Consider the following 26,845-nt stretch of genomic DNA (forward strand, 5'->3'; position numbering starts at 1 on the left):
TAGACCTCCCCCAGTCTAGCGAGCTGCCGAGTCGATGGCGCGGCAGAAGAGAACCTCAGCCGCGGGCGAGCTAGAGACCCAGCGATTGCAACCTTTTGAGCCGTAGGCGCTAGCCTCGGGCCTCGCAGCCTCGGGGATTTCCGCTGCAGCACCCGCGGCTAGCGCCGTCGGCTCACCCGCGGCTAGCGCCGTCGGCTCAGGGTGTTCTGACAGAGCCTCAGCCTCCAAAAATCGTTTAACGGCAAGCCGCAGGCGACTGCTTTTTGAAAACACAGTCGCCTTCGGCTTGCCGTTAAACCACACCCTCCCGGAGAAGGGCGACATTCAGAGCCCCCGCCTCAGCGGACGGGGTTGGCGTCGGGGTTGGCCGCTTGCTGCAAGGCCCCGAACTTCTGCCGAATCACTTTCCAGTTGCTCGGCGGACGAGCCTTGATAAAGCCATCGGTGAACTGCTGCAGGTTCGCAACCAGGCTGTTCCGCGAAACCGACGTGAATTCGTAGTGATCCCAGATCGGTGCAGTCTGCGGGTCGAAGTTCGGAGCGTACATGATCAACGCGTCGGGCATGAACGTCTGGGCGCTGATCACGATCTGCACGAAGCGGTACTGCGAGCGATCTTCCTGCCGCTTGGGCCAGGCCTCGATCAGGTACACGCCGGTCTTGCCCGCCGGCGGCTGGACTTCGCGAACCCAGTAGCGGTCATGGATTTTCTTGGCGTCGAGATTGAATACGAAGGGCAGGGGGCTTTCGAATATCTGCTGGCCCCGCATCTCCTCGGGCAGCACCTGAATGATGCACTCTTCCTTGGAGCGGTCGAACTCAAGCACTTCCGCACCATTGCAGACCCAGTACTCGCCAAGCTGCTTGGGGTCGGCTTCGTAGACCGCTTTGCCTTCTTTTTGGCCTTTGTAGAACTTCAGCGTGTCGACACGAAACATTCCCTTGTCGGGAGCCGCGTATTTGATCACACCTTGCGCCCAGGTGGCGTGGATTCCCGCCGGAGCCGCTCCCAGATCGTAGTGCCAGCGGGTGAAGTCGCAGGAGAGCAGCTTCGTCCCTTGGCTTTCGGTCTCCCATTTCTGCAGCAACTGGTCGAGCCGCGCTTGGGCAGCGGTCGACAGGGGAGGGAAGGGCTGTCCGGGCTGGACCGCCGGAGCCAATTCACCGGGCTGGCGTCCGCCACCGGCCGTGGCTTGGTTCGCGGCCTGATTGGTGGCCGCTCCCTGCTGGGTAGGAGATTGGGCCAAGGTGACCGTCGGCGTCGCGACCAGCAGCGCCGTCAACGCGGTTCGACAAAACATCCGTGCAAACATGGATCCATCCAGTAGTAAGCAACCAGCAAGCGCATCGTCCTCAGCGGCGAAACGTTAGCAACTTCGGGACGTTGGTCAAAAGAGCAATTCGTCGGGTCGCACAGGCGGGGCGACTCCGCAGGCGCGTCCAGCTTATATCAGCTGCCACGCGCTAGCGTCCGGTTGTCCCGGGGTTTTCAGAAACCGGGGGCTAGCGCCCCGCGGCTGATCAGTAATCCGGGCTAGGGCGTGGCGGCTGATCTAACGCCCCCCCTCACTCGCTGCGGTGTTCCCAGGGGAACAGCTCTTGTTTGTCGATCACGTTCTGCTTGACGAAATCGACGACGAGCGGAATTGTTTCACCCTGTTCGCGGACCAGCCGAGCGTTGGAGAACGGTGTGGCGAGCAACTTCATTTCGGCCACACCGACCGACGGATTGCTGCGGCGAATCCGCTCGAGCTGACGATACAGTCGCTCGGCCTCGTCCGCTTGCGAACTCTGCTCACCCGCGACGATCAACCACGGGAGACGAGAAACGGCCGGGTGGCGGGTGGCCAAATCGGGCGTAAAGCCGTGCAGGACGCGGACCGGCGAGACCAGCACCAGAGCCTTGACGTCCTTGCTCTGCTTGTGAACGCCGACATCGGGAAAGTTCCAGTCGATCACGGCGAAATTGGCGGCCAACACGCCTCCTTCGCCGAATCCGACCAGCGTCAGCGCGTTCAGGTTCAGTTTTTCTTGGTCGTTGAGGTCTTTGAGAAAACCTTTGACGGCTTCCAGGTCGCGGCTGAGCATCGCTTGCACGTCGCGACGCCCCATTCGCGAGACGTCGCCGAATGGCCGCTTCTGACCACGCGGGTCGGTGTAAGTCCGGCTTCCCCCGTGCCCCCGCAGATCGACCGTGATCACCGCACACCCCGCTTGGTTGAGCGCTTGGGCGAGCGGCACGTATTGCGGAGCCGCGCCCTGCCACTCGTGCAGCAGAATCACCGGCACCGCTTCCTTGCCCTGATCCGACGGGAAAAACCCGCACATCAGCGGGACGCCGTCTTTGGTCGTGATCGTCTCGAGCCGGAACTTCAGCTCCTCGCCCTTGGCTTTCGCCTGCGACCTGCCGGCAGGCTTCGCAGCGCCGTTCGCGTTCGCAGCGCCGTTCGCGTTTGCAGCGCCGCTCGGCTTCACCCCGCGGTCCTGAGCCGCCAAGGGATGGCCCAGACTTGCGACCAGCAGCAGGGCGGTCGCGAGCGACCACCCAGGGAACGAGAGCGACAAAGTCATTTCGCGTTTCCTAATCGTGGGCAGGTTGGAAACCGAGGGGCCCCGCGGGGGGCAGCGGAATCACCATTTTAATCCGAACTGGGCACCGCCGGAGTCTTTGCCGACGCCACCCTTGAGCGGACCTTGGTGTTGCCGTTTGACCGCCAATTCGCGGGGCGGTTCTTCTTCCTCTTCTTCGAGCGACTTTGCCCCCACCTCGGCGGCCTTCGACTGGGCCTGCTTGATCGACAGCGCGATCCGCTGGCTGTCGCGCTCGATTGAGAGCACTTTGACCGTGACCTCTTCCCCCTCTTTGAGCACTGAACTGACGTTCGAGACGCGGTGGCCGGCCAGCTCCGAGATGTGCACGAGCCCTTCGATCCCCGCCCCGAGCCGCACGAACGCGCCGAAGTTGGCGATCCGCGAGACGGTGCCTTTGACGACCGAGCCGACCGCGAGCGTCGCTTCGAGCGAGTCCCACGGGTTTTCCAGCAGATCGCGGTAGGAGAGGGCGATTTTGCCGGTCTGCTTGTCGACCTTCTCGACCTTCACTTTGACCTTCTGGCCCACTTCCAGCACGTCGCTCGGGTGCTTGATGTGATCCCAGCTCAGCTTGGTCACGTGGATCAAGCCATCGACGCCGCCAAGATCGACGAACGCGCCAAAATCTTTGACGCTGCGGACCGTCCCCTCGAGCGTATCGCCCGGCTCCATCTTCTCGAGCTGTTCCTTGCGCTGCTCTTCCCGCTCACGCTCGAGCACCGCACGGCGGCTAAGCACCAGATTCTTCCGCCGCGGATTGCACTCGGTCACGACGCACATCAGCCGCTGGCCGACGAACTCCGAAGCGTCCTCAACGCGGTACTGGGCGATCTGGCTAATCGGGATGAAGCCGCGGATGTTGCCCACCGTCGCTTCGAGTCCGCCGGTGTTCGCCGCCGCCACGTGCGCCTCGACGATCGTCCCCTCTTCCAAATCCTCCCAGTCGCTCACGTCCATCGCTTGGCCCGGGAGGACCAGGTTGTACAGCCCGTCTTCGCGATTGAACCCGCGGACGATCGTCTCGATCGTGCTGCCGATTTCCGGGTCTTCCTCGAATTGCAGCCGCGAGACCGCCCCTTCATCGGGTCCGCCAAGAGCCACGTAGACGCTGTCCTCGTCCATTTTGAGGACTTTGCCGCGGACCCGTTCTCCTTCTTCGAGCTGTTCGCGACGTTCCATCCCGGCCGAACCGCCGAGCATCGCATCGACGTCGGCCGCCGCCAGCTCGGCTTCGAGCAGGCTCTGCAGATCGTCGGCGAGCGGTTGCCGCAGGTTCGGTAGGCTGACCCGCTGCGACGGAGCCGAAGGCCGCGGGGCCGCTTCGCCACCTTCTTCGGCCGCTTCGCCCCGCTGCGGTTTGTCGACGCCCGATGGTTTCGTCTTCGGCTGGGACTTGAGCGGTTGGGACTTGAGCGGCCCGAGAGCCGGACCAGAGGGTCGAGCGGAGGCCGGTTTCGCCGCAGCCGGTTTGGGGCAGCCGGTTTTATCAGCAGCCGGTTTTTCCGCAGCCGGTTTTTCCGCAGCCGGTTTTTCCGCAGCGGGTTTTTCCGCAGCGGGCGAAGCCGGCTTGGCCGAGACGTCGGATTTCCCAGCCGCTTTGGCCCCTTTGCCCTTGGCTCCCGAATTCGCGGCCTGCTTCGCCGCCTGCTTTGGGGCGGTCACCGCCGGAGAGCTCGGCTTGGCGATCCCCAGGCCACGGGCGGCCAGCGGCCCGGCCCCCCGCGCGACTGGCGTGCGGGGCGAGCTGGACTGGGAGCTTTGGGGCTGTGAGCTTTGGGGCTGTGAGCTTTGGGGCTGTGAGCTCTCGGGCTGTGAGCTCTCGGGCTGGGAGCTTTGGGGCTGCGATTCGCCCGGCTGCGACTCACCCGCCTGTTCGGCGACCGGTTCGGCCGCCTGTTCGGCTGGCGGTGGAGTTCCCGGCTGAGCGGTTTCCGCTTGAGCCGCCTCCGCCTGAGGAGTCTCAGCCGGGGTGGTTTCGGGCTGAGCGGTTTCGGGGGAGGGGGAGTCGGAAGCGGGTTCGGAGGCTTGGGGGTCGCCGGAACTCATCAATCTCTTATAAACGGTCGCGTAACGAAACGGGCGGCCCAGCTGCCGCCTTTCAGCAGTCTGGCAGTTTATCAACCCCTACTCGGCGAAGATAGTCTCGCCTCGGCCGCCGCAGCACTCTCCCGCCGCACAACCGCGACCGCGCCGTGACGCCCTCCTTGGAGAACCTTCCGATGCCCGAAACCACTTCCGCCTCGCTCGATCGCCTGCCTCGGGAGCTCCGCGAGGCGATTCGCGGGGCCGCCCTGCCGCCACTCGATTCCTCAGCTGCCGGGAGGGACTCAGCTGCCGGGAGGGACTCAGCTGCCGGGAGGGACTCAGCCGCGCTGCTGGAGCAGCTGCAGCAGCCCGGCTGCGGGTTGCCCAGCCAGCCGCCGAGCGATGCGGACGCGGCCAAGGCCTGCGAAGCGGCCCTGTGGCTATTGGCCGGCGACCTCGATCGCTCGCACCACCTCAGCCAATCGCTCGACTCCTCCGACGGCAGCTTCTGGCATGGCGTGATGCATCGCCGCGAAGGGGACTTTGGCAACGCCAAGTACTGGTTCCGCCGCACCGGCCATCATCCCGCCTACCCGCGGCTCGCCGCCGCCGTCGCGGCCGATCCGCTGGCCCGTGCGGCGAGCGACGATGCCGCCTGGGATGCGCTGGCGTTCGTCGATGCTTGTGCCGCGGCGGTCCGTCGCGGCGGCGACGCACGCGAGGCGTGCAGGCAGGCTCAGTGGCTCGAATGGCAAGTCGTGTGCGAGGACTGCCTGAACCGCGCGTGGCCCCACTCGTAGAGCCGCAGTCGTAGAGCCCCACTCGTAGAGCCGCAGCCTTAGAGCCGCAGTCGTAATCTGGGGCTTGGCTGGCCTATATTGGTTGAACGGCTCCGAAACTCCCGGCCGCACATTTCTCTCCACCGAGTCACTGATGTTCCGATCGCTTCGCTGCTCAGTTCCCGCCGCCACCTTGCGGGTGGCGACGCTGTTCGCGGTCCTCGTCGCGTCGCCACTTCATGCTGCGGAAGACGGAAAGGCTGCGGAAGCCGACGCAGCCGCCGAAACCAGCACAGCCGCCGAAGCGAGTCCTGCTGCGGCCGGGGGCTTCGCCGCGGAGGACGTGACCGCGGGCGCCCGGGTGCTCGCCCGCGCCTTTCGCAGCGCTGCCCGCGCGGCGACGCCCGCGGTGGTGACGATTGTGGCTTTTGGCCAAGCGGACCCAGATGAATCCGCCGCCGAACCGGGCGGACTCTCACCGTTGTTTCCGAGAAAGGACTCGGCGCCGGAGAATGCGGACGCGCAGCTCCCGGCCACGGGGCTCGGCTCGGGAGTGATCATCGATTCGGCGGGCATCGTCCTGACGAATCACCACGTCGTTCGCAATGCCAGCCGGATCGTCGTCAAATTGCACGACGGCAGCGAGTTGGTCGCTCGGGAGATCGTCGGCGACAGTGACAGCGATATCGCGACGCTTAAAATCGACAGCCCTTCGCCGCTAGTCGCCGCGACGCTCGGGGATTCCGAAGCGATGGAAATCGGCGACTGGGTGCTGGCCATCGGCAGCCCGTTTCAGCTCGAAGCAACCGTCAGCGCGGGAATCATCAGCGCCAAAGGCCGCACGATTCCCGGGATTCGCCGGGCCGAATTGCTGCAGACCGATGCGGTCATCAACCCGGGCAACTCCGGCGGACCGCTGATCAACATCGACGGCCAAGTGATCGGGATCAGCACTGCGATCGCCACCCGCAACGGATCGTTTCAGGGAATTGGTTTCGCCATCCCCGTCGACCAAGCGAGGTGGATCGCCGACGAGCTGCTCGCTCATGGCAAAGTCCGCCGCGCCAAGATGGGGATCAGCCTGGTGGAGCTGACCCAGGCCTTTTCCCAGCGGTTGGACGTTCCGCCCTTCGAAGGCGTGGTCGCTTACCAGGTCACCCGCGACTCGGCGGCCGACGAAGCGGGAATCGAGCCGCTGGATGTGATCACCGAATTCGCTGGCTCCCGCGTCCGCCGACCGGCCGAGCTGCGGCGGTTGATCGAGCGGAAGGCGATTGGCTCGACTCAGCCGCTACGAGTCATCCGCGACGGTGAAACGCTCGAGCTCCAAGTCACCCTCCGGCCGGTCGAATAGCCAACCGTACATCAGGCTTTCCAGCCTGACATAGTCGCCTTTCGCTCCGCGAAAGTAGCGTTCCCTACAGTCGCCTTTCGCTCCGCGAAAGTAGCGTTCCCTACAGTCGCCTTTCGCTCCGCGAAAGTAGCGTCTAAGCCCTCAAGCACTGGCCGGTTCGCGACTCGGCGACCTGGGCGACTTGCTCGGGGGTTCCTTCGGCCACGATTCGTCCCCCTTCGGCCGCTGCCCCAGGGCCGAGATCGATGATGTAGTCGGCGGCTTGCATCAGCTGGCGATTGTGCTCGACGACGATCAACGAGTGGCCATCGGCGATCAAGGCATCGAAGCAATCGATCAGCTGGACGATGTCGGCGAAGTGCAAACCGGTGGTCGGTTCGTCGAGGATGAACAGCGTGCGGCGGCGCGTCGCCGAGGCGAGGAAACCGCCCAGCTTCAACCGCTGGGCTTCCCCGGAGGAGAGCGTTGTCGCGCTTTGTCCCAGCCCGACGTAGCCCAGTCCGACATCGATCAATCGCTGCAGCTTGGCTTGCAATTTAGCGTTGCCGCGGAAGAAGCTGGCCGCTTGGCGGACGGTCAGATTCAGCACCTCGGCGATCGTCAGATCGCGATAGCGAATCTGCAGGATCTCCTGGCGGTAACGGGTTCCTTTGCACTCCGGGCACTGCATCGTGACATCCGCCAAGAACTGCATGTCGATCGACAGCACGCCGTCGCCTTGGCAAGCCTCGCAGCGGCCCAGCTCGTTGTTGAAGCTGAAGTAGCTGGAGGTCATGCCCCGCGTCTTGGCTTCGATCGTCTCAGCGAACACGCTGCGGATCGCGTCAAAAGCTTTGATGTAGGTGACCGGATTGCTGCGGGGGCTGCGGCTGATCGGCGATTGATCGATCAGCACGCAGTCGTCGATTTGGCCGTCCCCGATGACATCGCGGTAGGGGAGCGTTTTGACAGCCGGTTTCCGTTTGCGTCGACAGATCGCCCCGTAGAGCGTTTGTTGGACGAGCGAACTTTTGCCGCTCCCCGAGACGCCGGTGACCAGACAGAGCACGCCGAGCGGAAACTGGACATCGATGTTGGCCAAGTTGTTTCCCGAGGCCCCGCTCAGCTGCAACCGACCCCGCGGCTCGCGGCGGTGTCCGCTCGAGGAGAGCGTGCCGCGGCGACCGGCGAGAAAGTCGCCCGTCAAACTCTCGGAACACTCCATCATCTCGGCGACGGTCCCTTGAAACACGATTCGGCCGCCGGTGGTTCCCGCCCCCGGCCCGACTTCGATGATTGAATCCGATGCGCGCATGATCGCCTCGTCGTGCTCGACGGCGACGACCGTGTTGCCCCGATCGCGGAGGGCCAGGATCGATTCGCTCAGCCGCCCCACGTCGTAGGGATGCAGCCCGGTGGTCGGCTCGTCGAGCACGTACAGCATGTTGACCAGGTTCGAACCAAGCGCCCCGGTCAGCGCCACCCGCTGGCTCTCGCCGCCGGAGAGCGTCCGCAACGTTCGGTTGAGCTGCAGGTAGCCGAGCCCGACCGATTGCAGGTACGACAGTCGGCTGCGGATCTGCGTCAACAGATCCGCGGCGATCTGCTGTTCACGGGCCGGAAGCTGGAGCTTGCCAAAAGCATCCGCCGCGTGGTCGACTTGCAGATCCGAGACCTCCGCGATCGTCCTCCCGCCGACGCGGTAGGCCAGTGCCTCCGGGCGGAGCCGCTTGCCCTGGCAGGTCGGGCACTGCCGGTAGCTTCGCCACCGCGAGAGAAAGACGCGGACGTGCATCTTGTATTTCTTCCGCTCCAGCCAAGCGAAGAAACCGCGCAGCCCGCCAAAGTTATCCGCCGGCGAACCTTCGGCGATGATCCGCAGCGACTCGGCATCGAGCGCCGAGTAGGGGACGTCGAGCGGGATCTTGCGGCGGCGAGCCAGCGCCACCAGCTCGTTCAACTCGTGCTTGTACGACGGCGTGTTCCACGGCGCGATCGCGCCCTCGCGGAGCGACTTAGAGGGGTCGGGCACGACCAGATCCATGTCGATCTCCATGATGTCGCCAAAACCCTCGCACTCCGGACATGCGCCGAGCGGATTGTTGAAGCTGAACAACCGCGGCTCGGGATCGGGGTACTCGATGTCACACCGTTCACAGCGGCGAGCCCGGCTCAGGCCGCACTCAATCCACTCCCGTCGGTCGATCGTCCGCAGCTGCGCTTTTCCGTCCACTGCGATCGGCAACCCGCTCGGCGGTGCCTCCCGCTCATCAAAGGGTTCGATGAGCAGCGTCGCACGTCCTTCCCCCTCTTCAAACGCCGTCTCGAGCGACTCGGTGATCCGCGCGGGATCGTCGCCAGCCGTGACGCGATCGACCACGACCAGGGCCTGGCTTCCCTGCGACCCGATCGACTCGGCCAACCGCCCACGATCCTCATCCGAAAGGTGGAACGTCGCGTCCCCCACGATCAACCGCAGATAACCCTGCTGCTGCAGCGACTGCAGGATTTCTGAGGCCTCGACCCGCGACGGCAGGGGGACCGGAAAGGCGATCATCAGCCGGCACGCAGGGGGTAACTCCGCGATCCCCACAGCGGTCGACTGGGGATCGAAACTGCGAACCGCAAGACCGCACGAGTAGCAGACGAGCTGGGCCGTCTTGGCGTACAAAAGCCGCAGGTAATCGGCTGTCTCGGTCGCCGTCGCCACCGTGCTCCGATTGCCCCGATGGCCGCCGCTACGGGTGACCGCGATCGCCGGCGGAAGTCCCTCGATCGAGTCGCAATCGGGCTTGTCCAACCGCTGCAGGAATTGCCGGGTGTAGGCCGAAAAGCTCTCGATGTAGCGGCGCTGCCCCTCGGCGTACAACGTATCGAGCGCAAGGCTCGTCTTGCCGCTCCCCGAAACTCCGCACACAGCCACCAACTGATGACGAGGGATATCGACGTCCACGTCCTTCAGGTTATGGACGCGGACGCCGCGCAGCCGAATGGCACGGCTCTGTCGCTCCTGCACGAATGCTGCTCTACAAATTGGAAGGATGGGCCATTGGCAAACGGTTCACTATATCCCTACCGACCGCCGGTACAGTAGGACCCCGTTACCGCTCGAACCGTTATCCAAACTGTTTGGTTCGTCCGTCGCCATCCTCTTCCCCCCCTCGCTGATTTGCCCCGCGATGCCGAGTTCCGCCCCCCAAGCCATTGCCGAACGACTCCAGCAACTTCGCGACCTGATCCGCCACCACGACCAGAAGTACTACGTGGAAGCGGCTCCCGAGATCAGCGACCGCGAATACGACCGGCTGATCGACGAGCTCAAAGCGCTCGAGGCTCAACATCCGGAGCTGATCACACCCGACAGCCCCACCAAACGGATCGGCGATGCCCCGGTACCGCACCTCGTGCAGGTGGCTCACCGCATCCCCATGCTGTCAATCGACAACACCTACAGCCGCGAAGAACTGGCCGCCTATTTCCAGCGGACCGACAAGCTGCTCGAAGACCAGCCAATCGAGTGGGTTCGGGAGTTCAAGATCGACGGTGTCGCCGCATCACTCATTTACGAGGACGGCCAACTGGTTCGCGGATTGACCCGAGGCAATGGGATGGTCGGCGACGACGTCACGCACACCCTCCGCACAATCCGCGACGTGCCGCTGCGACTGCTGACCCGCAAACCGCCCCGGTATTTGGAAGTTCGCGGCGAAGTCTACATGACCAACAGCGACCTGGCGGATCTCAATCTCCGTCAGGCCGAAGCAGGGCTCGAACCCTTCAAAAATACACGGAACGTCACCGCCGGGACGATGCGGACCCTCGATGCCCGAATTGCCGCCGAGCGAAATCTTCGGTTCTTTTGCCATGGCGTGGGTTACACCGAAGGCTTCGCGGCAAAGACGCACATGCAATTCTTGTCGCAGATCAGCCACCTTGGGATCCCCGCCACTCCCGGCGTCTGCCTGTTCCACAGCTCCGCCGCAGCCCTGGCAGCGGTCGACGCCAGCGAAGAGGAGATGACGGAGTTGGATTTCGAAGTCGACGGATTGGTGTTCAAGGTTAACCAGTTCGAGCTTCGCGACCAGTTGGGCACGCGGTCCAAAAGCCCTCGCTGGATGATCGCTTATAAGGTTGAAAAATACGAAGCGGTCACGCGGCTAGAAAATATCGATGTCCAAGTCGGTAAGACGGGCACGATCACCCCGGTCGCCTACCTCCAGCCGGTGAATATCGCCGACACCACCGTCAGCCGCGCCAGCTTGCACAACGCCGATGAGATCGAGCGCCTCGATGTTCGCATTGGCGATTGGGTGGTCGTCGAAAAAGCGGGAAAGATCATCCCGAAAGTCATGCGAGTGGAAAAGCACCGACGAGAATCGGAGCTGCCGAAATTCGAGTTTCCCACCCGCTGTCCCCAGTGCGACTCCCAACTGGTTCGCGATGAAGGGGGCGTCTATATCCGCTGCACCAACCCCGCCTGTCCCGCTCAGCTTCGGCAACGTCTGCAGTACTACGCCAGCCGCGCGGGAATGGATATCGACACGCTCGGCGAAAAGATCATTGACCAATTGGTCGACCTTGGGATGGTCCGCAACTATGACGACCTCTACCGTCTGAAGGCAGAGGAGTTGGTCGAGCGAATCGACTTGGTCAAAGAAAAGAAAGCCAACAAACTCATCGAGGCGATCCGAGATTCCAAAGACCGCGGGCTGGCGCACGTTTTGACGGCGATCGCCATTCGCCACGTGGGACCGCGAGTCGCTCGTGTGCTTACGCGTCAATTCCCCACGATCGAGGCGCTTGCCGCCGCCACGCCCGAAGAACTCGCAGCGGTCGATGAGATCGGTCCGATCATCGCCAACAGCGTCTATGAATTCATGCATAGCGAACATGGCCAAGCCACGATCGACGGGCTTCGCCACGTCGGCGTTAAACTGACCACCGATCAACCCGCACCAGCCGCGGGCTCGAAAGCAAAACCGCTCGAAGGAAAAACCTTCGTGGTGACAGGCACGCTAGAAAAATATAAGCGTGAAGAAATCAAAGAGCTGATCGAACAACACGGCGGCCGCGTCTCAAGCAGCATCTCCAAGAGCACCGACTACCTGGTCGCCGGAGAAAAAGCCGGCAGCAAACTCGAAAAAGCCAAGCAGTTGGGAGTGAAGGTGCTCAGCGAAGTGGAGTTCGAGGAGTTGATTGGGGGGTAGAGCTCACCAGAACGTCTCAATCACTGACGAAAGGGGGCGTCAGCCCCAGTCCCGGAGGGACGACATACAATAGCCCAGGGCGCAAGCCCTGGGTTTTGTGCAATAACAATCCCCATCAGCCCCGGAGGGGCGAAATAGCCGCTTTATGGTGGAGGTGGCCCCGCAACCAGGGTCTCACGACCCTGGCTATTCTATGTCGTCACTACGCGACTGACTTCGACTGGGCCTCCCTCTTACAACGTCACTCCGGCGCGGATGAATAGCGCGTCGTCGAAATCGACTTCTTCGTTGGTATTCTCATACTCGAGGGTGCGTCCAAACGAGGCTCCCCCTTCGACGAACATCCCCCGGCCGCCAGTGCGGAGATGCTCCCAGCCGAAAATCCATTGGTAATCCCGCAGCGTCAACACATCGTCGCTGCCGTCAGCCCGCTCGACCGCCCAAGTGTTTCCGCCGAGGCCAACGCCGGTGTAGACCCACGATTCGCTGACTCCTCCGCACTTGGTGATCCGTCGCGAGATTCGTGGGCGAGGAAAATTAATGTCGAATTTCCATACCGGCGATGGTGTCCATGTGAAACCCAAGACCGGCAGCAACGGAATGTCGTCGCGGTCGAGATAGACCGCACCGAAGGAAACGTCCAACACTTCCGGAACATAGGTATAAGTCAGCATTCCCAACCCGAAGATGCGGACCGCTTCCTCGCTGGTTTGAAAATCGCTGCGGACGGTCGGGGCGACCATGGCGGTCGACTTCCAACGCTCGGAGAACCGTTTCATCCACATCAGATTGACGCCCGTCACGTACAGCGAGTCGGGGATATCGACTCCGGGCGGTGCGTCGACCATCTCCTGGCGAAATCCGGGAGTGATCAGCAGCACGTTGTCCATTCCGTCGATCGGCACCGCGAACCGCGCCGCCACGTCGTAGTGGCTGATCGTCAGCGCATCGCTCCCTCCATCGCTGATCACGCCGCCGGAAAGCGACACGCCCTGGTAAGCCGATTGGCGAAACCGCTGCAGCGGAGTCTCATCCACGCAGCATCCGCCGCCGCAGTGATGAGCGTGGTGGGCATGCGGTGGGTGGTCGCCCGAGTGAAGGTGAGCTCCAGCCGCCGCGCCGTAAAACGCTCGCGGCTCAGGCATGCTCTCCGGCTCGCCCCCGCCGGTGCCAGCGTAGAACGCATCCGAGGGAGAAGACTCGTAAGCGTAAGCGTCGGCCCCGTAAGCCTCGATTCCGTAAGCCTCGATCCCGTAAGCCTCGATCCCGTGGGCGTCGATCCCGTGGGCGTCGTCCGGTGCGGAAGCCCAGTAAGCGTCGGCGGCCGCACGCGGTGCTTGCGCCTGCGACGGTGCTTGCGCCTGCGACGGTGCTTGCCCGAGACACGTCGCCACCCATCCCACAACGACCGCGATGGTGAGCTGTCGTTTCATTCGGTTTGCTCTTTCCTACTGGGATGCATCTCGACGACACCGCCACCGCGCTAGCATCCGGTTTCTCTTCGGACGCATCAGCCGCCACGCGCTAGCGTCCGGTTATCACGGCGTTTTCGTGAACCGGGGGCTAGCGCCCGGCGGCTGATCACTGCTGATCACTTACGCCCGGCGACATTCCTGTTTTAGATCGGATCTCAGGCCGGACCGCATGAGGCCGCTTTGGCGTGCCAGGTATGGTTAAGATGAGCGAAGTTTGACGCGGCCTGGATTTCTGTTTGATTCTCCTGCAGGTGGAAAGCTACTCCGATGTGGACTCGCCCCCTTTTGGTGCTCGCCCTGGTCTCCCTCCCCTTCTCGCTCGTCGAGTCACCTCGTCAATTGCAAGCGGCGGAACCGGCCGACGATGGGACTGCCAAAGCTGGACCTGCCGCCTGGTTCGCCGAGCACGAAACGGAACTGGTCGAACTGTATCGCTGGTTCCACACCCACCCGGAGCTGTCGTTCGCCGAAGAGGAAACGGCCGCGAGGTTGGCCGCGGCGCTGCGGGAAGCGGGCTTCGAGGTGACCGAGAAGGTCGGGGGCCACGGGGTGGTGGGGCTGCTGAAGAACGGTGAAGGGCCGACCGTGATGCTGCGGACCGACCTCGATGCCCTACCGGTCAGCGAACAAACGCAGCTTCCCTATGCGTCGCAAAAGCGAGTCGAGTTGGAGAGTGGCGGGACGACCGGTGTGATGCACGCCTGCGGCCACGACGTGCACATGACGAACCTCGTCGCCGTCGCTCGCTATTTGGCGCACAGCCGCGACACTTGGAGCGGAACGTTGATGGTCATCGGCCAGCCGGCCGAGGAACGCGGGGCAGGGGCCCGCGCGATGCTCGAGGAGGGTCTCTTTGAGCGGTTTCCCAAACCCGACTACGCGATCGCCCTGCACGTCAACAGCAACACCCCGGCTGGAACCGTTTCGCTCGCCCCCGACTTCGTGATGGCGAACGTCGATAGCGTCGACATCGTCGTCAAAGGCCGCGGCGGCCACGGGGCAGCCCCGCACACGACGATCGACCCGATCGTCCAGGCGGCGGAACTCGTGCTCTCGCTGCAGACGATCGTGAGTCGTGAAGTGAAACCGCTACAGCCAGCCGTGGTCACCGTCGGAGCGATCCAGGGGGGCACCAAACACAACGTGATCGGCGACAGCTGCCATCTGCAGCTGACCGTCCGCAGCTACAGCGACGAAGTGCGGGCCCAGGTGCTCTCGGCCATCGAGCGGCGAGCCAAAGGCATCGCGGTCGCCTATGACGCTCCGGAGCCAGAAGTCCGCATCAGCGAGGGGACTCCGGCACTCAACAACGACGCCGCGTTGGCGGCGCGGATGAAAGAAGTCTTTGGACGAGCGGTCGGACCGGAGAACGTGCTGGTGGCCGAACCGGTGATGGGTGGCGAGGACTTCAGCCGTTACGGCCGGGCTGGAGTTCCGATCCTGATGTACCGGCTCGGCTCGGTCTCGGCCGAGCGGCTGGAGCGGTTCGAGCAACTCGGCGTGCCAGCACCATCGCTGCACTCCCCGCTGTTCTATCCGGATCTGGATCCCACGCTGCGGACCGGGTTCTTGACCATGTCCGCCGCCGCGATCGACCTTCTGCAGCCGCAAGGCTCTAGATGATCCCGCCGCTAAATGATCCCGCCGTGCGTCCGCAGCGGCGTCATGTGACTCGGCTGGTCGAGAAACCAGAACCGCTCCCACTCAGCGACCAAAGCTCGCAAATCTTCGGACGTGTACAGCAATTGCTGGACACGTCGTTCCGGACGAGCGGAATAGATCGGCAGGAAGCAGCCCACGGTCGAGCTCAGACAGACAGCTAGGGCAGCAAGTTGCAAAAAGCGACGCATCGCTCGTTCCTCCGTGAACGACTCAGTTGACTGTACGGGTTATTCGGCTCATCGACGGCGGTTTCGCCAGCAAAAGCGGTCCAGATAGGACGACTTTATGACCTATGCCGATTCATCCTCGGCAACCGCTTCGCGAGCGGCCAGCCGTCGGAGCCGTTCGGCCGCTTCTTGCTGAGCCACGCGAGCCGCATGAGCTTCGTCGCTCAATTTCTTGACCCGCGCCTCCATCTCCTTGCCAGGCTTGAACGTCACGACGTACTTTTCCGGGACGTCCACCTGGTGACCGGTCCGTGGATTGCGAGCCTTGCGGGCCGCACGCTGCTTGACTTCGAACACGCCGAAGTTGCGCAGCTCGATCCGACGCTCGTTCACCAGGGAGTCAATGATCGCGTCGAACGTCTTCTGAACGATCCGCTTGGTCTGCTGTTGAGTCAGACCGACCTCTTCAGAAATCGTGCGAACGATGTCTTTTTTCGTCACTCCCGGCTCCCTCGCGACGCCTGACGGACGCTCTAAACCCTTTACGCCAAGCAACTTAGTTGCGTGGCAAGTCTATGGCGGCCCAGGGGTTGCGTCAAGCCAATCCGCTCGTTTCCGATGGAGGTTCGCCCGTGAAAGATCCGCGGAGCTGACCTAACCGGTATCGTCCCACCAGCCCCGACTCTTCAATCAACCTGCTAAACCTCGCGTTCCTTGCGGCGAATTTCGATCTCCTCGAACGTGTACAACTTGCCGCGTCCGCTCCCCGGACACACCGCACACGTCTCCTTCCACGCCCGGCGATTCTCGAGCGTGCTGTCCCAAAACGGCCACGTCCGACACTGCACCGGCCGCAGGTCATACACCGTGCAGCCACGCGTCTCCGGGTCGAGGAAGATGCAGTCCCCGTCGGGATACTCGACCAGCGTCTTCCGCAGCCCGACCGCACGGACAAAGCGATGCTCAAACGCATCGACGTCCATCTCCAGCCGCGCCGCCAAGGCCGCAATCTCCTGCTCGTCGACCCACACGTAGCCCGGCTCCCCAGTACAGCAATCACCGCACTGCGTGCACTCAAACCGCAGCCCATCGCGGTACCAAGGCTCGTCCGTCTGCTTCTCCAACATCGCTCAGGTTTCAGGGTTCAGGGTTTAGGTGTCCGGTGTCCGGTGGCCGGTGTCCGGTGGCCGGTGGCCGGTGATCTGAAATTTCTTCGTGCTCTTCGTGTCCTTCGTGGTTCCCCCAGCTCCAATCTCCCGGCTCCCGGCTCCCGGCTCCCGGCTCCCGGCTCCCAACTCCCGGCTCAGCACTGCGCGGCGACTTCTTCGAGCGCTTCGGCCAGTTGATCCAGTTCGCTTTGGGGGGTCGTGGGGGCAAAGCTGATCCGAAGCGTCCCGCTCGGAGCCGTGTCCAAATAGCGATGGATCAGCGGAGCACAATGCAAGCCCGCGCGGACTTCGATTCCGAACGCAGTGTCGAGCACCGCCGCCGCCTCGCGGCAGTCGAACTCTGAAAGCACCAAGCTCAGAATCGGCAGCTCGCCTCCGCTGATCACGCGAATTCCCGGCAACTCCGCCAAGCGGCTGGCCAACTCCACCGTTCGGTCCCGCTGCTGGCGAGCGGTCGCCTCCAGGTCCCGCTCGAGCGTCTCTCGCAGACCGGCGGCCAATCCCGCCAAAGCGGGCACGTTCAAATTACCGCTTTCCAGCCGCTCGGGAAGCTTCGTGGGCATCTCCAACCGATCCGACTGAGAACCGGTTCCCCCTTGCATCAGCGGTTCAATCTGCTCGGCGGCGCGTGGTCCCAAGCACAGCAGCCCAGTGCCGAGCGGTCCGCCGAGCCCCTTGTGCCCCGGCATTGCCAACAGATCGACTCCCAATTCCGAGAGGCCGATCGGAAGCGAGCCAGCGGTTTGAGCCGCGTCGCATAGCAACATCGCTTCGGCCGCCGGACCTCGCCGCAGCCCCGCGGCGATTTCTTCCACCGGCTGCACCGCTCCGGTCACATTCGAAGCATGCACGACCGCGACCAACCGCGTGCGACCGTTGACCCTCGCCAACACATCCTCGCTCCGCACCCGCCCCGAAGCGTCGCAGGGAACTGTCTCGACGACGACTCCCTGCCGGCTCCGCCACCACTCCAGTGGACGCAGCACGCTGTTGTGCTCGGCCGCAGTCGTCACCACGTGGTCGCCCGGACGCAGCAGGCCGTGGATCGCCAGGTTCAGCGACGCCGTCCCGTTGGCCGTCAGCACCACCGACTCACCCGCCACCGCGGCGTGGGCGGCAGTCGCGGAACTGGAGACCAGCCGTGCTGCCAACCGGCGTACCTCTTCGACGACCGCGTTGCTGTGCAGCGCTTCACCGTAGGCCCCGCGGCCGGCCGCCGCGCCGTGCTCCCGCAACTCGGTTTCGACTGCCCGATAGACCGCTTCGCTCTTGGGCCAGCCGGTGGCGGCATGGTCGAGGTAAATCCGGGCAGGCTTGTTCAGGGATGAATCCACTCGGTCGTACCGTCCGCGTAAGTCTCTTGTTTCCAAATCGGGATCCGCTCCTTCAAGCGGTCCATCAGCCACGGGATCGCCTCCATGACCGGGCCGCGATGGCTGCTCGCGACACCCACCGCCACGCTCGCTTGCCCTACCTCGACCACGCCCAAGCGGTGCTCGATCGCCACGGCTCGCAGCGGCCACCGCTCGGCGGCCTCGGCAGCCAGCCCCCGCAGCTCCGTCTCGGCCATCGCCCGATACGCCTCGTAGGCCAACCGCTCGGTGACGCGCTGGCCAGTCGTCCGCCGCGTGCAGCCGACGAACACCATCCGCGCCCCACACTCGTCATCGCCGATCCGATCGAGCATCGCTTGGCAGTCGATCGCCGACTCGACCAAAGCCACCTCAATCCGGCAACGAACACCATCATTCATACCCAACCCACCCCGCCTCCACGCAAATCTTAAATCTCAAACTTCCTGACTCTAGCGATATCGAAGTGCGCACCCGGCCGGGGAAACAACCACGAATAACTTGAACAACGCGAACGGGGCCCGCGGAATGACACGAAAAAGCACGGAAAGGAGAGAGACCGCGGATAGCACGGAGAACGCGGATGAAAGCTGCGGGGGTGGAAGGAACAGGAGGAAGCAGAGGTAACGGAGGGGGGCTCTGTTTACTCAGTTGCCTCCTGTTCGGGAGTTGAAGACGGATTATCAGCGCTAACTGCGATATCCGTGGTTCTCCCCTACCCTGCTTTTCCCTGCTTTTCCCTGCTTTTCCCTGCTTTTCCGTGCTTTTCCGTGCTTTTCCCTGCTTTTCCGTGTCCTTCCGTGGCCCCTCTTGCTCCCACCTGCCACCTCCTACCCCCCACTGACCGGCGGGATCAGCACGATCTCGCTGTCCTCCCCGATCGCCGCATCGTCGGCTGCGTAGCGTCCTCCGACGGCCAGTCGGCTGGAAGCGGCCAGGGGAGCCAGCTCGGGCAGCTCACGACGAATCGAATCGAGCACCCGGCGGGCGGTGACCGGCGGGGAGACTTCGACCGCGACACTTTCGCAGCCAGCCGCTTGCCGAGCCCCAGCGAACAATTGAACCACCACCTGCATCGATCCTACCTCGACAGTCCCAACTGTTTCCCCAACTCGGGCATCTTTCCGTAGGCGTAGGCGAGCAGCTTCACCGGATGGATCGTGGTCACTCCACTGCCGTGCTCGATCTGCATCTGACAGGTGCTGCACTCGGTAGCCGCGGTCATCACGTCGGATTTCCTCAGCCGCGACAGCAACGGCCAGCCGATGCGGAGACTGTTGCGATAATTCTTTTTTTGCAAACCCCAGGTGCCGGCCATCCCCGAACAGCCCTCGTCGACATCTTCAACGCTGACCCGCGGCAGCAGCCGCATCAGTTGCGGACCGGGCTGCCCGGGATCGATCGCCCGCACGTGACACGGCTGGTGGTAGGCGATTTCCGTCGGCACGGGCTGGAAGTCGAGCGCCAAACCGTTGCGACAGTGGAGGTCCCACAAGTAGCGACACGCTTCGTAGGTATTCTCGGCAACCAGTCGCGCGTCTTCGTTGTCGAGCAAATGGAGATACTCGTGCCGCAAGCACAGGGCGGCGGTCGGTTCGGTCGCGACGATCGTGTAACCGGCTCGCACCGCGTCAGCCAGCAAACGGACGTTGTGGCGAGCCCGCCGCCGAGCGCCGCGCAAATCTCCCGCGGCGATCCGCGTCATCCCCGACGGTGCTTGCCGGGGAGGAACGAAGACCTCGATCCGGTTGTGATGCATGACTTCGACCAACGCCCGCCCCAGCTCGGGATCGTGCCAATTGGCGTAGTGGTCGACAAAGTAGACGATCTTCTCGCCACTCTTGCGGCTCTGGCGAGTCAAGCGATTTCGCGTCGCATACCGCATGAAGCTGCGATGCGTGAACTCGGGCAATCGCCGCGCCCGGGTAAGCCCCACGGTCCGCTCCAACAAAAACCGCATCACCGGACTGCGGATGATCCAGTTCGCGAGACTCGGCATGTGCGAGGCGATCGAGGCGACGGTGTCCAGCCGGCACAGCCATAGGTCCGACAGCGGCAGCCCGTTCGTCGCGACGTACTGGCCTTTGATCTCGCTGACGATCTTGGGGATGTCGACCGAAGCGGGACACTCGAGCCGACACTGGTGACAGTTAAAACACAGGTCGGCCACTTTCTTCATCTCATCGCTGACGAGCGTTTCCGGAGGCAACTCGCCCGTCAAAATCCCCCGCATCACGTTCGCCTTCGCTCGCGGCGAGGCTTCTTCCGCGGGAATCGCCCGGAATACCGGACACATCCGCTCGTGGGGTGCGGTCGAGCGACAGCGTCCACAGCCGTTGCACTCCCGCGTTACCCGCTCCAGCCCACCCTCGGACTCCCAAACCTGCAGCAACGGGAGCACCACTTCAGCCGGCTCGGCAGCAGCGACCGATGTCCCAACGACCTCCTCGGCGCCCACCGCTTCCCGGGAGCCCACCGCTGCCGTCGACTTCGACTCCGCCTCAGGAACGAGCGAATCGGTCACCGCGGCCGCTCGCTCGCTCCGCTGTTCCTCCTCGACCGCTTCGGCCATCGCCACCGCCGCGCCGCTCCGGCCCCACGCAGCCGCTTCGCCCGGTCCGCCGCCATCTCCCTCGCCGCCCCTTGGGTCCTCGCGATGCCTCGTTCCGGGGCGCCCCGGAACGGCCGCCCCAGCCGATTCGCGGGAACTGGCCGGCTGGCGGGAACTGGTCGATTGGCGGGCCCCCGGGGGCAGTGGCGCGGCTCGGCCAGCAAGTTCGCTCGCTGCCGCTGGAGGCGGGGTCTGCTTTGGGCTCGCTGATTCGGGACCCGCAGCGGGTTTGGCTGCAGCGGGTTTGCCGCGGGGGGGCGAATTGCCAAAGGGGCGGAGGGCGATCGTGGCCCGCACCGAACGCAGATTCTCGTCGGGGCGGGGAAGCCGGCTAGCGACGACTTTGCCCGGGTTGAGCACGCCGAAGGGATCGAAAGCTCGTTTGATCTCGCCCATGGCTGGCCATAGCGGACCGAGTTGTCGGCGGAGCAGGGCAGTGCGGCTAAGGCCCGCTCCGTGCTCGCCGCAGACCGAGCCGCCGAACTTGGTCGTCACCTCGAACAACTGGTCGACCAGCGGAGCGATCCGCTTTTGATCCTCCGGGTCGCCGAGATCCAGGAACGGGCGGAGGTGCAATTGGCCGTGACCGGCGTGGGCGAACACGGTCGAGGTGACATGCTGGCGTTTGAGAACCTCTTGGACTTCAACCAAGAATTCGGGCAGCCGCTGCGGGGGGACCGCAAGATCCTCCACGAATGGAAGCGGCCGCGAATTGCCCTTGAGGCGATAGAGCCGCGGGATGACTCGGCGGCAGAGCCTCCAGTAGAAATCGCGTTCGGCCTGCTCGGTCGTGGTGCGAGCGGCAAAAGCCATCCCCTGCGTCTCACAGGCTTCGGCGACCACGGCCCGCAACCGGCTCCGCAACTCCGCAAGCCCTTCCCCCTGCATCTCGACCAGGATCATCGCTTCGGTTTCACGGGGGATCAGGTCGTCGTAGCGGCGATCGGTCTCGCGGGCGATCTCCAGCAGGCGGCGGTCCATCAGATCGCACGCCACGGCCCCTTGAGCGACCGCCAGCAGCGCCCCGCGTGCCGCCGATTCGAGCCGCCGAAAGAAGAGCAGGGCGACGCCCCGGTGCTTGGGAAGCGGCTCGGTGCGGAGCGCCGCTTCGGTGACCAGCGCGAGCGTCCCCTCGGAGCCGGCGATCAGTCGCGCCAAATCGACCGATCCGTCAAACTCCCCCCCATTCGCCTGCCTCCCATTCGCCTGTCCCCCATTCGCCTGTCCCCCATTCGCCTGTCCCCCGCTCGCCTGACCTGCAGCCCCCAGCGGCGGCAGGCTCGTCGCCAGATCGATCCGGTAGCCGCCGCGGCCGATCGCTCCGTTACCGCCGAGCAGCCCCAGGTGCTCGCGGTACCGCTCGGCAACGCGGCGGACGTCGGCCGCCAAACGTCCACCGATCCCAGGCGCATCGGGCTCGTGCCGCGAGAGCTCGACGATCTCGCCGGTCCCGGTGACCACTTGCAGCGATTCGACCGTCCCTCGAGCCGAACCGTAGCGGAGAAAATGGCTCCCCGAAGCGTCCTGAGCGATAACGCTCCCCATCGACGTGACGCTCCGCGTGGCCGGGTCGGGTCCGTAGATCCGCCCGTAGCCTGCCAGCTCGCGATTGAGTGCGGCGAGGACCACCCCGGGCTGGACCCGCACGCTCTGGTCGCCGGTGACGCGCACCCGCCGCATGTAGCGGGTGAAATCGAGCACGATCCCCCGGCCGAGCGCTTCGCCAGCCAAACTGCTGCCAGCCCCGCGGGCGTGCAGCGAGAGCTGGTTTTCGACCGCATAGCGGACAACCACCGCGACGTCTTCGACGCTCCGCGGCCGGACCACCCCGAACGGACGCATCTGGTAGATGCTGGCATCCGTCGCGTACATCTGGGTGTACAGGTCGCCAAACAGCACGTCGCCCTCGAGGGCGCCGCGCAGGTCGTCCTGCACTCGGGTTTGGTCCAGATCCATACGTCAGGCTCTGTCAGAGAACGTCTTCAACACTCATTTCTCCCTGAGCCGCAAGGCGCTAGCCCGGATTATTCATCAGCCGCCGGGCGCTAGCCCCCGGTTCCCGATAACGCCGTGATAACCGGACGCTAGCGCGTGGCGGCTGATTTAGCGCACTGTCTCGCGAGGGTCTGTCGCAACTTCAAACACCACAAGAACTTACAACACAACTATCCAAATGCATGAATAATCCGGGCTAGCCGCGGGTTCCGTTGCGCTGCCGACGGGCTTGAACCCGCGGCTAACGGCTTACGGCTCAGGTGTTCTGACAATTGCTACGCTTGGCGATTGATCAAATTCAGCACCTCGGCGCGGGAGGAAGCATCGTCGCGGAAGACGCCTCGCATCGCGCTGGTCACGCACAGGCTGCCCGGTTTGCGAACCCCCCGCATCGTCATGCAGCTGTGGGTCGCTTGGCACACGACCGCCACGCCCCGCGCCTCGAGCCGCTCTTCGATCAAATCGGCGATCTGTTCGGTCATTCGCTCCTGGACCTGCGGCCGGCGGGCGATTTCCTCGACGACGCGAGCCAGTTTGCTCAGCCCGACGACTTTGCCGCTCGGCAGGTAGCCGATGTGTGCGGTGCCGGTGAACGGGAGCAGATGGTGCTCGCACATGCTGCAGAAGCTGATGTCCCGGACCAGCACGATCTCGTCGTACTTCTCGGTGAACACTTTGGAGAGGTGTCGGCCGGCGTCGTGCTTCAGCCCGGCGAACATCTCGGCGTACATTCGCGCCACCCGCGCGGGCGTCTCCAGCAGCCCCTCGCGGTTCGGGTCTTCGCCGACCGCATCGAGAATCTCCCGCACCGCGGCTTCGATCCGCGGCAGATCGACTTCGTCCGACCGCGGCTCGTTGGGATCGACGTGCAGGGCGCTCGGTCGAGAGCTGGTGGCGACCGTCTCAAAACTCATGTCTGAATCCAATTCGAAATTCTCGATGCGCAGTAGAAAGTAGCAAAGGGCGTGGGGCGGAGCGGGCTGCCCTCTCCATCCCCCGAGTGAATTCGGGCGAAATGGGTCAGTTCAGGCTAAAAGCGGGGGGAAAGCCCCCATCTTCGCCCTTACCCGGCGATTCCTGCCCCTCGACAACACGTTCGCCGAGGAGCTTGATCAGCATCCGCGCCCGGCCGTCGACGTCGCTCTCGGCCAACAAGGCAATCTTCTGAGCGACTTCAAAATGCATGGTGAAGCCGATGATGTCGGTGATCGCACCGAGCTTCATCTGGCTGGCCATCAACTCGTGCAGATTCTTCTGGACCTCGGCCACGTTGGGGATCAACTCGCGAAAGGCGTCGAGCAACTGTCGCTTGAGTTGAGCCCGCTGCAAAGTCCCATCGGCTGGATAAATGTCCGACTGCACCTGGACCTTGGCGGTCCGAAAGGGGCGAGCCGTCTCCTCCTCGTCGATGATCACCGCCCGCCGCATCCCGATCAACAAAATGTTATGCAGCTCATCCTCGCTGGCCGTATGCGAGACGATTCGGCAAATGCAGACGTGGGGCTCAAGCGGCGGCGGCTCGCCGAGGACCGACTCCACCCCCGACTTTTCCCACCCCGGGGCGAGCGTCGCCATCGCGATCAGCCGATCGCCCGCCAAGGCGTCCTCGAGCAGCTCCCGGTACCGCGGCTCAAAAATGTGCAGCGGCTGCATGGCGTGGGGAAACACGACCAACTCGGGGAGCGGGAATAACCGCACCCGGCCGTCGAAGTCAGGCGGTAACTCGGTCATCTGCTCCAGGTCAGCCATCGCGGGACACGTTCGAGTTCCTGTTTTCAGCAAGCACTTTGCAAAGTTCTTCCCAGCATAACCATTCGCCTGCAAAAAACCGCACCGTTTCCCCCTACAGCCGCTGGAATCGGAACTTCTCTGGATGTTCGCTCGCCCCGCAACCGATCTCGCCATCAGAACGTCTCTGCCGCTCGACCCCTTCTCGGGTACCCGATTATGTCGCACGGATCCGCCGGTTCCGCTGACAACCAGCTCGATGCCCTGATCGCCCGCATCCATGGACTCTCCGGGGCTGTCCGCTCCGCCCAGGGCGAAGCCGCACCGGACGAGCGGAGGGACGTGCCGCGGCCCAGCGAAGGAGCTGACTCCGTGGCGAGCCGTTTTGCTGCGGCCAGCGAACTCGGCTCCGACGGCCGGCGAGCTTCGGAGGCCGACGACGAAACTTCGCCGACTCCCGCTTCGCCCGCGGCCTCTCGGTTGGCCGCCTCGTCGCCTGCGGCCCGCGGCGGCTCAGCCGTCCCCGACTCGCCTGCGATCGTCGGCAGCTTGGCTCCCCGCATGCGGTCGGCCGACAAAGGCTCGGCGGCTGCCCTGGGCCCGTTCCAGGCGGGCCGCGATGAACCGTGGCGGCCCGACGAACCGCAGACCCTCGAGCAATCCGGGGCCCGCGAATCGATGGTCGAGCAGATCCTGATGCGGTACATGCTGGCCCGCGGCGAAGTCGAAGGGCGGCAGATCGCCGATCAAATCAAACTCCCCTTCCGGCTCGTCGAACCGATCCTGGAACGGCTCAAACGCGACCAGACGATCGCCCACAAACGGGGCACCGCCACCGGTGACTACGTCTACGTGCTGAGCGAAGCAGGGCGGCAGCTGGCCCGGAACTACAACGCCGACTGCACTTATTACGGGGCATGCCCAGTCCCACTGGATGACTACATTGCCAGCGTGCGGCGGCAGACGGTCGAAGGGCAGCAGCCCCGCCGCTCGGAACTGCAACGGGCGTTCGCCGACCTGCTGATCAACCCAGCGATGCTCGACCGCCTCGGACCGGCGGTGAACAGCGGCCGCGGGATGTTTTTGTTCGGCTACCCCGGCAACGGCAAAACCAGCATCGCTGAACGGGTGACCGCGGCCTTTGGCAAATACGTGTGGATCCCCCGCGCGGTTGACGTCGACGGCGACATCCTCCGCGTCTTCGATCCGATGAACCACGTCGCCGAGATGCCCGAATCGGACGGAGGACTGCTCGACGTCGGGGGGTACGACAAACGCTGGGTCCGCATCCGCCGCCCCACGATCGTGGCCGGCGGCGAGCTGACGATGGACATGCTGGAAGTCCAGTGCAATCGGGAGACGAACATCAGCGAAGCCCCGCTGCAGCTGAAAAGCAACTGCGGGACGCTCGTGATCGATGACTTCGGGCGGCAGAAGATGAGCGTCGATCAGCTGCTCAACCGCTGGATCGTGCCGCTCGAAAAGCGGTTCGACTACCTGAACATGAGCAGCGGCAAGAAAATCCAGGTGCCGTTCGACCAGCTGGTCGTGTTCAGCACCAACCTCGAGCCGAAGGACCTCGTCGACGACGCCTTCTTGCGGCGAATTCCGTACAAAATCGAAGTCACCAACCCCTCCGAAGAAGACTTTCGCAAGCTCTTCGAGATCATGTGCAAGGTGCTCAAGATCCCCTACCGAGCGGAGCCGATCGATCACGTCGTCGAGACGCACTACAAGCCGGTCAACCGGCCATTTCGCAACTGCCAACCCCGCGACCTGCTGCTGCAAGTCCGCAACTACTGCCTCTACCACGATCGGCCGGTGGAACTGAAGAACGAGTACTTCGACTTCGCCGTCGAAAACTACTTCTCGGTGATGTAACCCCCCATACGTCAGGCTTTCCGTGCCGTTTATTCGTGCAATTCGTGTGACTCGTGGTTGTGTCCGTTTCCGTGAAACCGCCGCAGGAGTTGAAGGAACAGGAGGAAGCGGAGGTAACGGAGAAGGGAGCCACAGAGGGCACAGGGACCACCGAGGGAGAAAAAGGGACGGTGGCAGTGCGTAGATTTCAGCAAACCGGGCTACCAGGCAGGGGAAGCAAGGCCTGCGAGGACCGGTTGCATGCGATCTCTGTGCCCTCGGTGCTCTCTGTGGCTTTCTTTCCAAGCTAGTAGGGGACAGCCACGAACGGGACGAATGACACGAAAAGCCGGTCTCCGGTCTCCGGTCTCCGGTCTCCGGTCTCCGGTCTCCGGTCTCCAGTCTCCGGTCTCCGGTCTCCGAGACTCTGAGACTCTGAGACTCTGAGACTCTGAGACTCTGAGATTTCAAATCTGAGATCTGAGATTTCAGATCCTTCCGTGCCCTTCCGTGTCCTTCCGTGGCCCCCTTCCTTCCGGCCCCCTGCCTTCCGGCTCCCGGCTCCCGGCTCCCGGCTCCCGGCTCCCGGCTCCCGGCTCCCGGTGAACTTTCGAACAGAAAAAGCCTTTTTTCCCTCGTTTCGCCCGGGAAAACGGCCGAAGATTAAAAAGCCGAGAAAAAACTCGCGAGCTTGACTTGCGGACTCGGGGGCTCGCCCCTATTCTCTGGCCCATCGCTGGCAACGAGCGGCAAACGAACTTCTCAAGTTCACCCGCCGCTCGCCCGGCGAGAAACTGATCTCAGAAATTTCTGACTTCTCGGGCTTGACCCGGCGAGCGGAAATCGAAAAGATAATCAGCTCGCGACCCAAGCGGCCGCGACAACCGATC

Annotated in this window: 19 protein-coding genes; 5 read left to right on the plus strand and 14 right to left on the minus strand. The window is 63.8% G+C overall.

Annotated features, from left to right (window positions below):
• Positions 1–338 precede the first annotated feature (338 nt).
• The 3 genes from GNK13_RS17115 to GNK13_RS17125 form a co-directional block, all read right to left on the minus strand.
• Positions 339–1,313 carry a TIGR03009 domain-containing protein gene (locus tag GNK13_RS17115; protein WP_164103774.1) on the minus strand — a complete coding sequence of 325 codons (975 nt, stop codon included), beginning with the start codon at positions 1,311–1,313 and terminating at the stop codon, positions 339–341.
• Between the two features lie 253 nt (positions 1,314–1,566).
• Positions 1,567–2,571, minus strand: coding sequence for an alpha/beta hydrolase (locus tag GNK13_RS17120; RefSeq protein WP_164103775.1), 1,005 nt, complete (start codon positions 2,569–2,571; stop codon positions 1,567–1,569).
• A gap of 60 nt (positions 2,572–2,631) precedes the next feature.
• On the minus strand, positions 2,632–4,638 hold the full coding sequence (locus tag GNK13_RS17125) for a 30S ribosomal protein S1 (RefSeq protein WP_203329114.1): 2,007 nt from the start codon (positions 4,636–4,638) through the stop codon (positions 2,632–2,634).
• 173 nt (positions 4,639–4,811) lie between these two features.
• On the opposite strand from GNK13_RS17125, the gene GNK13_RS17130 reads away from it, so the two are divergent.
• Positions 4,812–5,417: a hypothetical protein gene (locus GNK13_RS17130; protein ID WP_164103776.1), complete on the plus strand. Its 606-nt coding sequence runs from the start codon at positions 4,812–4,814 to the stop codon at positions 5,415–5,417.
• A gap of 133 nt (positions 5,418–5,550) precedes the next feature.
• Positions 5,551–6,750, plus strand: coding sequence for a S1C family serine protease (locus tag GNK13_RS17135; protein WP_164103777.1), 1,200 nt, complete (start codon positions 5,551–5,553; stop codon positions 6,748–6,750).
• Between the two features lie 133 nt (positions 6,751–6,883).
• Here the strand turns inward: GNK13_RS17135 and uvrA are convergent, their stop codons facing one another.
• A complete protein-coding gene (uvrA, locus tag GNK13_RS17140; RefSeq protein ID WP_235935294.1) occupies positions 6,884–9,745 on the minus strand; it encodes an excinuclease ABC subunit UvrA in 2,862 nt (953 codons plus the stop codon).
• A 163-nt stretch (positions 9,746–9,908) separates the two neighbouring features.
• Between uvrA and ligA the strand changes: the two genes are divergently transcribed.
• Positions 9,909–11,936 (plus strand): NAD-dependent DNA ligase LigA, encoded by a 2,028-nt coding sequence (gene ligA / locus GNK13_RS17145; protein WP_235935296.1) that lies wholly within the window; start codon positions 9,909–9,911, stop codon positions 11,934–11,936.
• Between the two features lie 233 nt (positions 11,937–12,169).
• Here ligA and GNK13_RS17150 read toward each other — a convergent pair whose 3' ends face one another.
• Positions 12,170–13,369, minus strand: a complete 1,200-nt coding sequence (locus GNK13_RS17150) for a DUF6268 family outer membrane beta-barrel protein (RefSeq protein ID WP_164103779.1) — start codon at positions 13,367–13,369, stop codon at positions 12,170–12,172.
• A gap of 309 nt (positions 13,370–13,678) precedes the next feature.
• Here GNK13_RS17150 and GNK13_RS17155 point away from each other — a divergent pair, with 309 nt between their 5' ends.
• Positions 13,679–15,034 (plus strand): M20 metallopeptidase family protein, encoded by a 1,356-nt coding sequence (locus tag GNK13_RS17155; protein WP_164103780.1) that lies wholly within the window; start codon positions 13,679–13,681, stop codon positions 15,032–15,034.
• 8 nt (positions 15,035–15,042) lie between these two features.
• On the opposite strand, the gene GNK13_RS17160 is transcribed toward GNK13_RS17155, so the two are convergent.
• From GNK13_RS17160 to GNK13_RS17200, 9 genes are all read right to left on the minus strand, one after another.
• A complete protein-coding gene (locus tag GNK13_RS17160) occupies positions 15,043–15,261 on the minus strand; it encodes a hypothetical protein (protein WP_164103781.1) in 219 nt (72 codons plus the stop codon).
• A gap of 102 nt (positions 15,262–15,363) precedes the next feature.
• Positions 15,364–15,741, minus strand: coding sequence for an HU family DNA-binding protein (locus GNK13_RS17165; protein WP_164103782.1), 378 nt, complete (start codon positions 15,739–15,741; stop codon positions 15,364–15,366).
• A 197-nt stretch (positions 15,742–15,938) separates the two neighbouring features.
• A complete protein-coding gene (locus GNK13_RS17170; RefSeq protein ID WP_164103783.1) occupies positions 15,939–16,367 on the minus strand; it encodes a YkgJ family cysteine cluster protein in 429 nt (142 codons plus the stop codon).
• Between the two features lie 176 nt (positions 16,368–16,543).
• Positions 16,544–17,743, minus strand: coding sequence for an aminotransferase class V-fold PLP-dependent enzyme (locus GNK13_RS17175; protein ID WP_235935297.1), 1,200 nt, complete (start codon positions 17,741–17,743; stop codon positions 16,544–16,546).
• Positions 17,728–18,162 carry a molybdenum cofactor biosynthesis protein MoaE gene (locus GNK13_RS17180; protein WP_164103784.1) on the minus strand — a complete coding sequence of 145 codons (435 nt, stop codon included), beginning with the start codon at positions 18,160–18,162 and terminating at the stop codon, positions 17,728–17,730. The genes GNK13_RS17175 and GNK13_RS17180 overlap by 16 nt, the downstream gene beginning before the upstream one ends.
• Before the next feature lie 429 nt (positions 18,163–18,591).
• Entirely contained in the window at positions 18,592–18,837 is a 246-nt protein-coding gene (locus tag GNK13_RS17185) for a MoaD/ThiS family protein (protein WP_164103785.1), read from the minus strand.
• Between the two features lie 5 nt (positions 18,838–18,842).
• Entirely contained in the window at positions 18,843–22,328 is a 3,486-nt protein-coding gene (locus tag GNK13_RS17190) for an anaerobic glycerol-3-phosphate dehydrogenase subunit C (RefSeq protein WP_164103786.1), read from the minus strand.
• 314 nt (positions 22,329–22,642) lie between these two features.
• Positions 22,643–23,281 carry a GTP cyclohydrolase I FolE gene (gene folE / locus GNK13_RS17195; RefSeq protein ID WP_164103787.1) on the minus strand — a complete coding sequence of 213 codons (639 nt, stop codon included), beginning with the start codon at positions 23,279–23,281 and terminating at the stop codon, positions 22,643–22,645.
• 106 nt (positions 23,282–23,387) lie between these two features.
• Positions 23,388–24,116, minus strand: coding sequence for an LON peptidase substrate-binding domain-containing protein (locus GNK13_RS17200; protein WP_164103788.1), 729 nt, complete (start codon positions 24,114–24,116; stop codon positions 23,388–23,390).
• A 198-nt stretch (positions 24,117–24,314) separates the two neighbouring features.
• Here GNK13_RS17200 and GNK13_RS17205 point away from each other — a divergent pair, with 198 nt between their 5' ends.
• Positions 24,315–25,976: an AAA family ATPase gene (locus GNK13_RS17205; RefSeq protein WP_235935299.1), complete on the plus strand. Its 1,662-nt coding sequence runs from the start codon at positions 24,315–24,317 to the stop codon at positions 25,974–25,976.
• Positions 25,977–26,845 lie beyond the last annotated feature (869 nt).

Origin of the sequence: Candidatus Laterigemmans baculatus, from assembly GCF_010367455.1 — a bacterium.
Taxonomy (GTDB): Bacteria; Planctomycetota; Planctomycetia; order Pirellulales; family Pirellulaceae; genus Laterigemmans; species Laterigemmans baculatus.

Bases quoted from the DNA above. Each gene is read 5' to 3' on its own strand.
- GNK13_RS17115 (WP_164103774.1), bottom strand. From the start codon at position 1,313: ATGTTTGCACGGATGTTTTGTCGAACCGCGTTGACGGCGCTGCTGGTC.
- GNK13_RS17120 (WP_164103775.1), bottom strand. From the start codon at position 2,571: ATGACTTTGTCGCTCTCGTTCCCTGGGTGGTCGCTCGCGACCGCCCTG.
- GNK13_RS17125 (WP_203329114.1), bottom strand. From the start codon at position 4,638: ATGAGTTCCGGCGACCCCCAAGCCTCCGAACCCGCTTCCGACTCCCCC.
- GNK13_RS17130 (WP_164103776.1), top strand. From the start codon at position 4,812: ATGCCCGAAACCACTTCCGCCTCGCTCGATCGCCTGCCTCGGGAGCTC.
- GNK13_RS17135 (WP_164103777.1), top strand. From the start codon at position 5,551: ATGTTCCGATCGCTTCGCTGCTCAGTTCCCGCCGCCACCTTGCGGGTG.
- ligA (WP_235935296.1), top strand. From the start codon at position 9,909: ATGCCGAGTTCCGCCCCCCAAGCCATTGCCGAACGACTCCAGCAACTT.
- GNK13_RS17150 (WP_164103779.1), bottom strand. From the start codon at position 13,369: ATGAAACGACAGCTCACCATCGCGGTCGTTGTGGGATGGGTGGCGACG.
- GNK13_RS17155 (WP_164103780.1), top strand. From the start codon at position 13,679: ATGTGGACTCGCCCCCTTTTGGTGCTCGCCCTGGTCTCCCTCCCCTTC.
- GNK13_RS17160 (WP_164103781.1), bottom strand. From the start codon at position 15,261: ATGCGTCGCTTTTTGCAACTTGCTGCCCTAGCTGTCTGTCTGAGCTCG.
- GNK13_RS17170 (WP_164103783.1), bottom strand. From the start codon at position 16,367: ATGTTGGAGAAGCAGACGGACGAGCCTTGGTACCGCGATGGGCTGCGG.
- GNK13_RS17180 (WP_164103784.1), bottom strand. From the start codon at position 18,162: ATGAATGATGGTGTTCGTTGCCGGATTGAGGTGGCTTTGGTCGAGTCG.
- GNK13_RS17185 (WP_164103785.1), bottom strand. From the start codon at position 18,837: ATGCAGGTGGTGGTTCAATTGTTCGCTGGGGCTCGGCAAGCGGCTGGC.
- GNK13_RS17190 (WP_164103786.1), bottom strand. From the start codon at position 22,328: ATGGATCTGGACCAAACCCGAGTGCAGGACGACCTGCGCGGCGCCCTC.
- folE (WP_164103787.1), bottom strand. From the start codon at position 23,281: ATGAGTTTTGAGACGGTCGCCACCAGCTCTCGACCGAGCGCCCTGCAC.
- GNK13_RS17200 (WP_164103788.1), bottom strand. From the start codon at position 24,116: ATGGCTGACCTGGAGCAGATGACCGAGTTACCGCCTGACTTCGACGGC.
- GNK13_RS17205 (WP_235935299.1), top strand. From the start codon at position 24,315: ATGTCGCACGGATCCGCCGGTTCCGCTGACAACCAGCTCGATGCCCTG.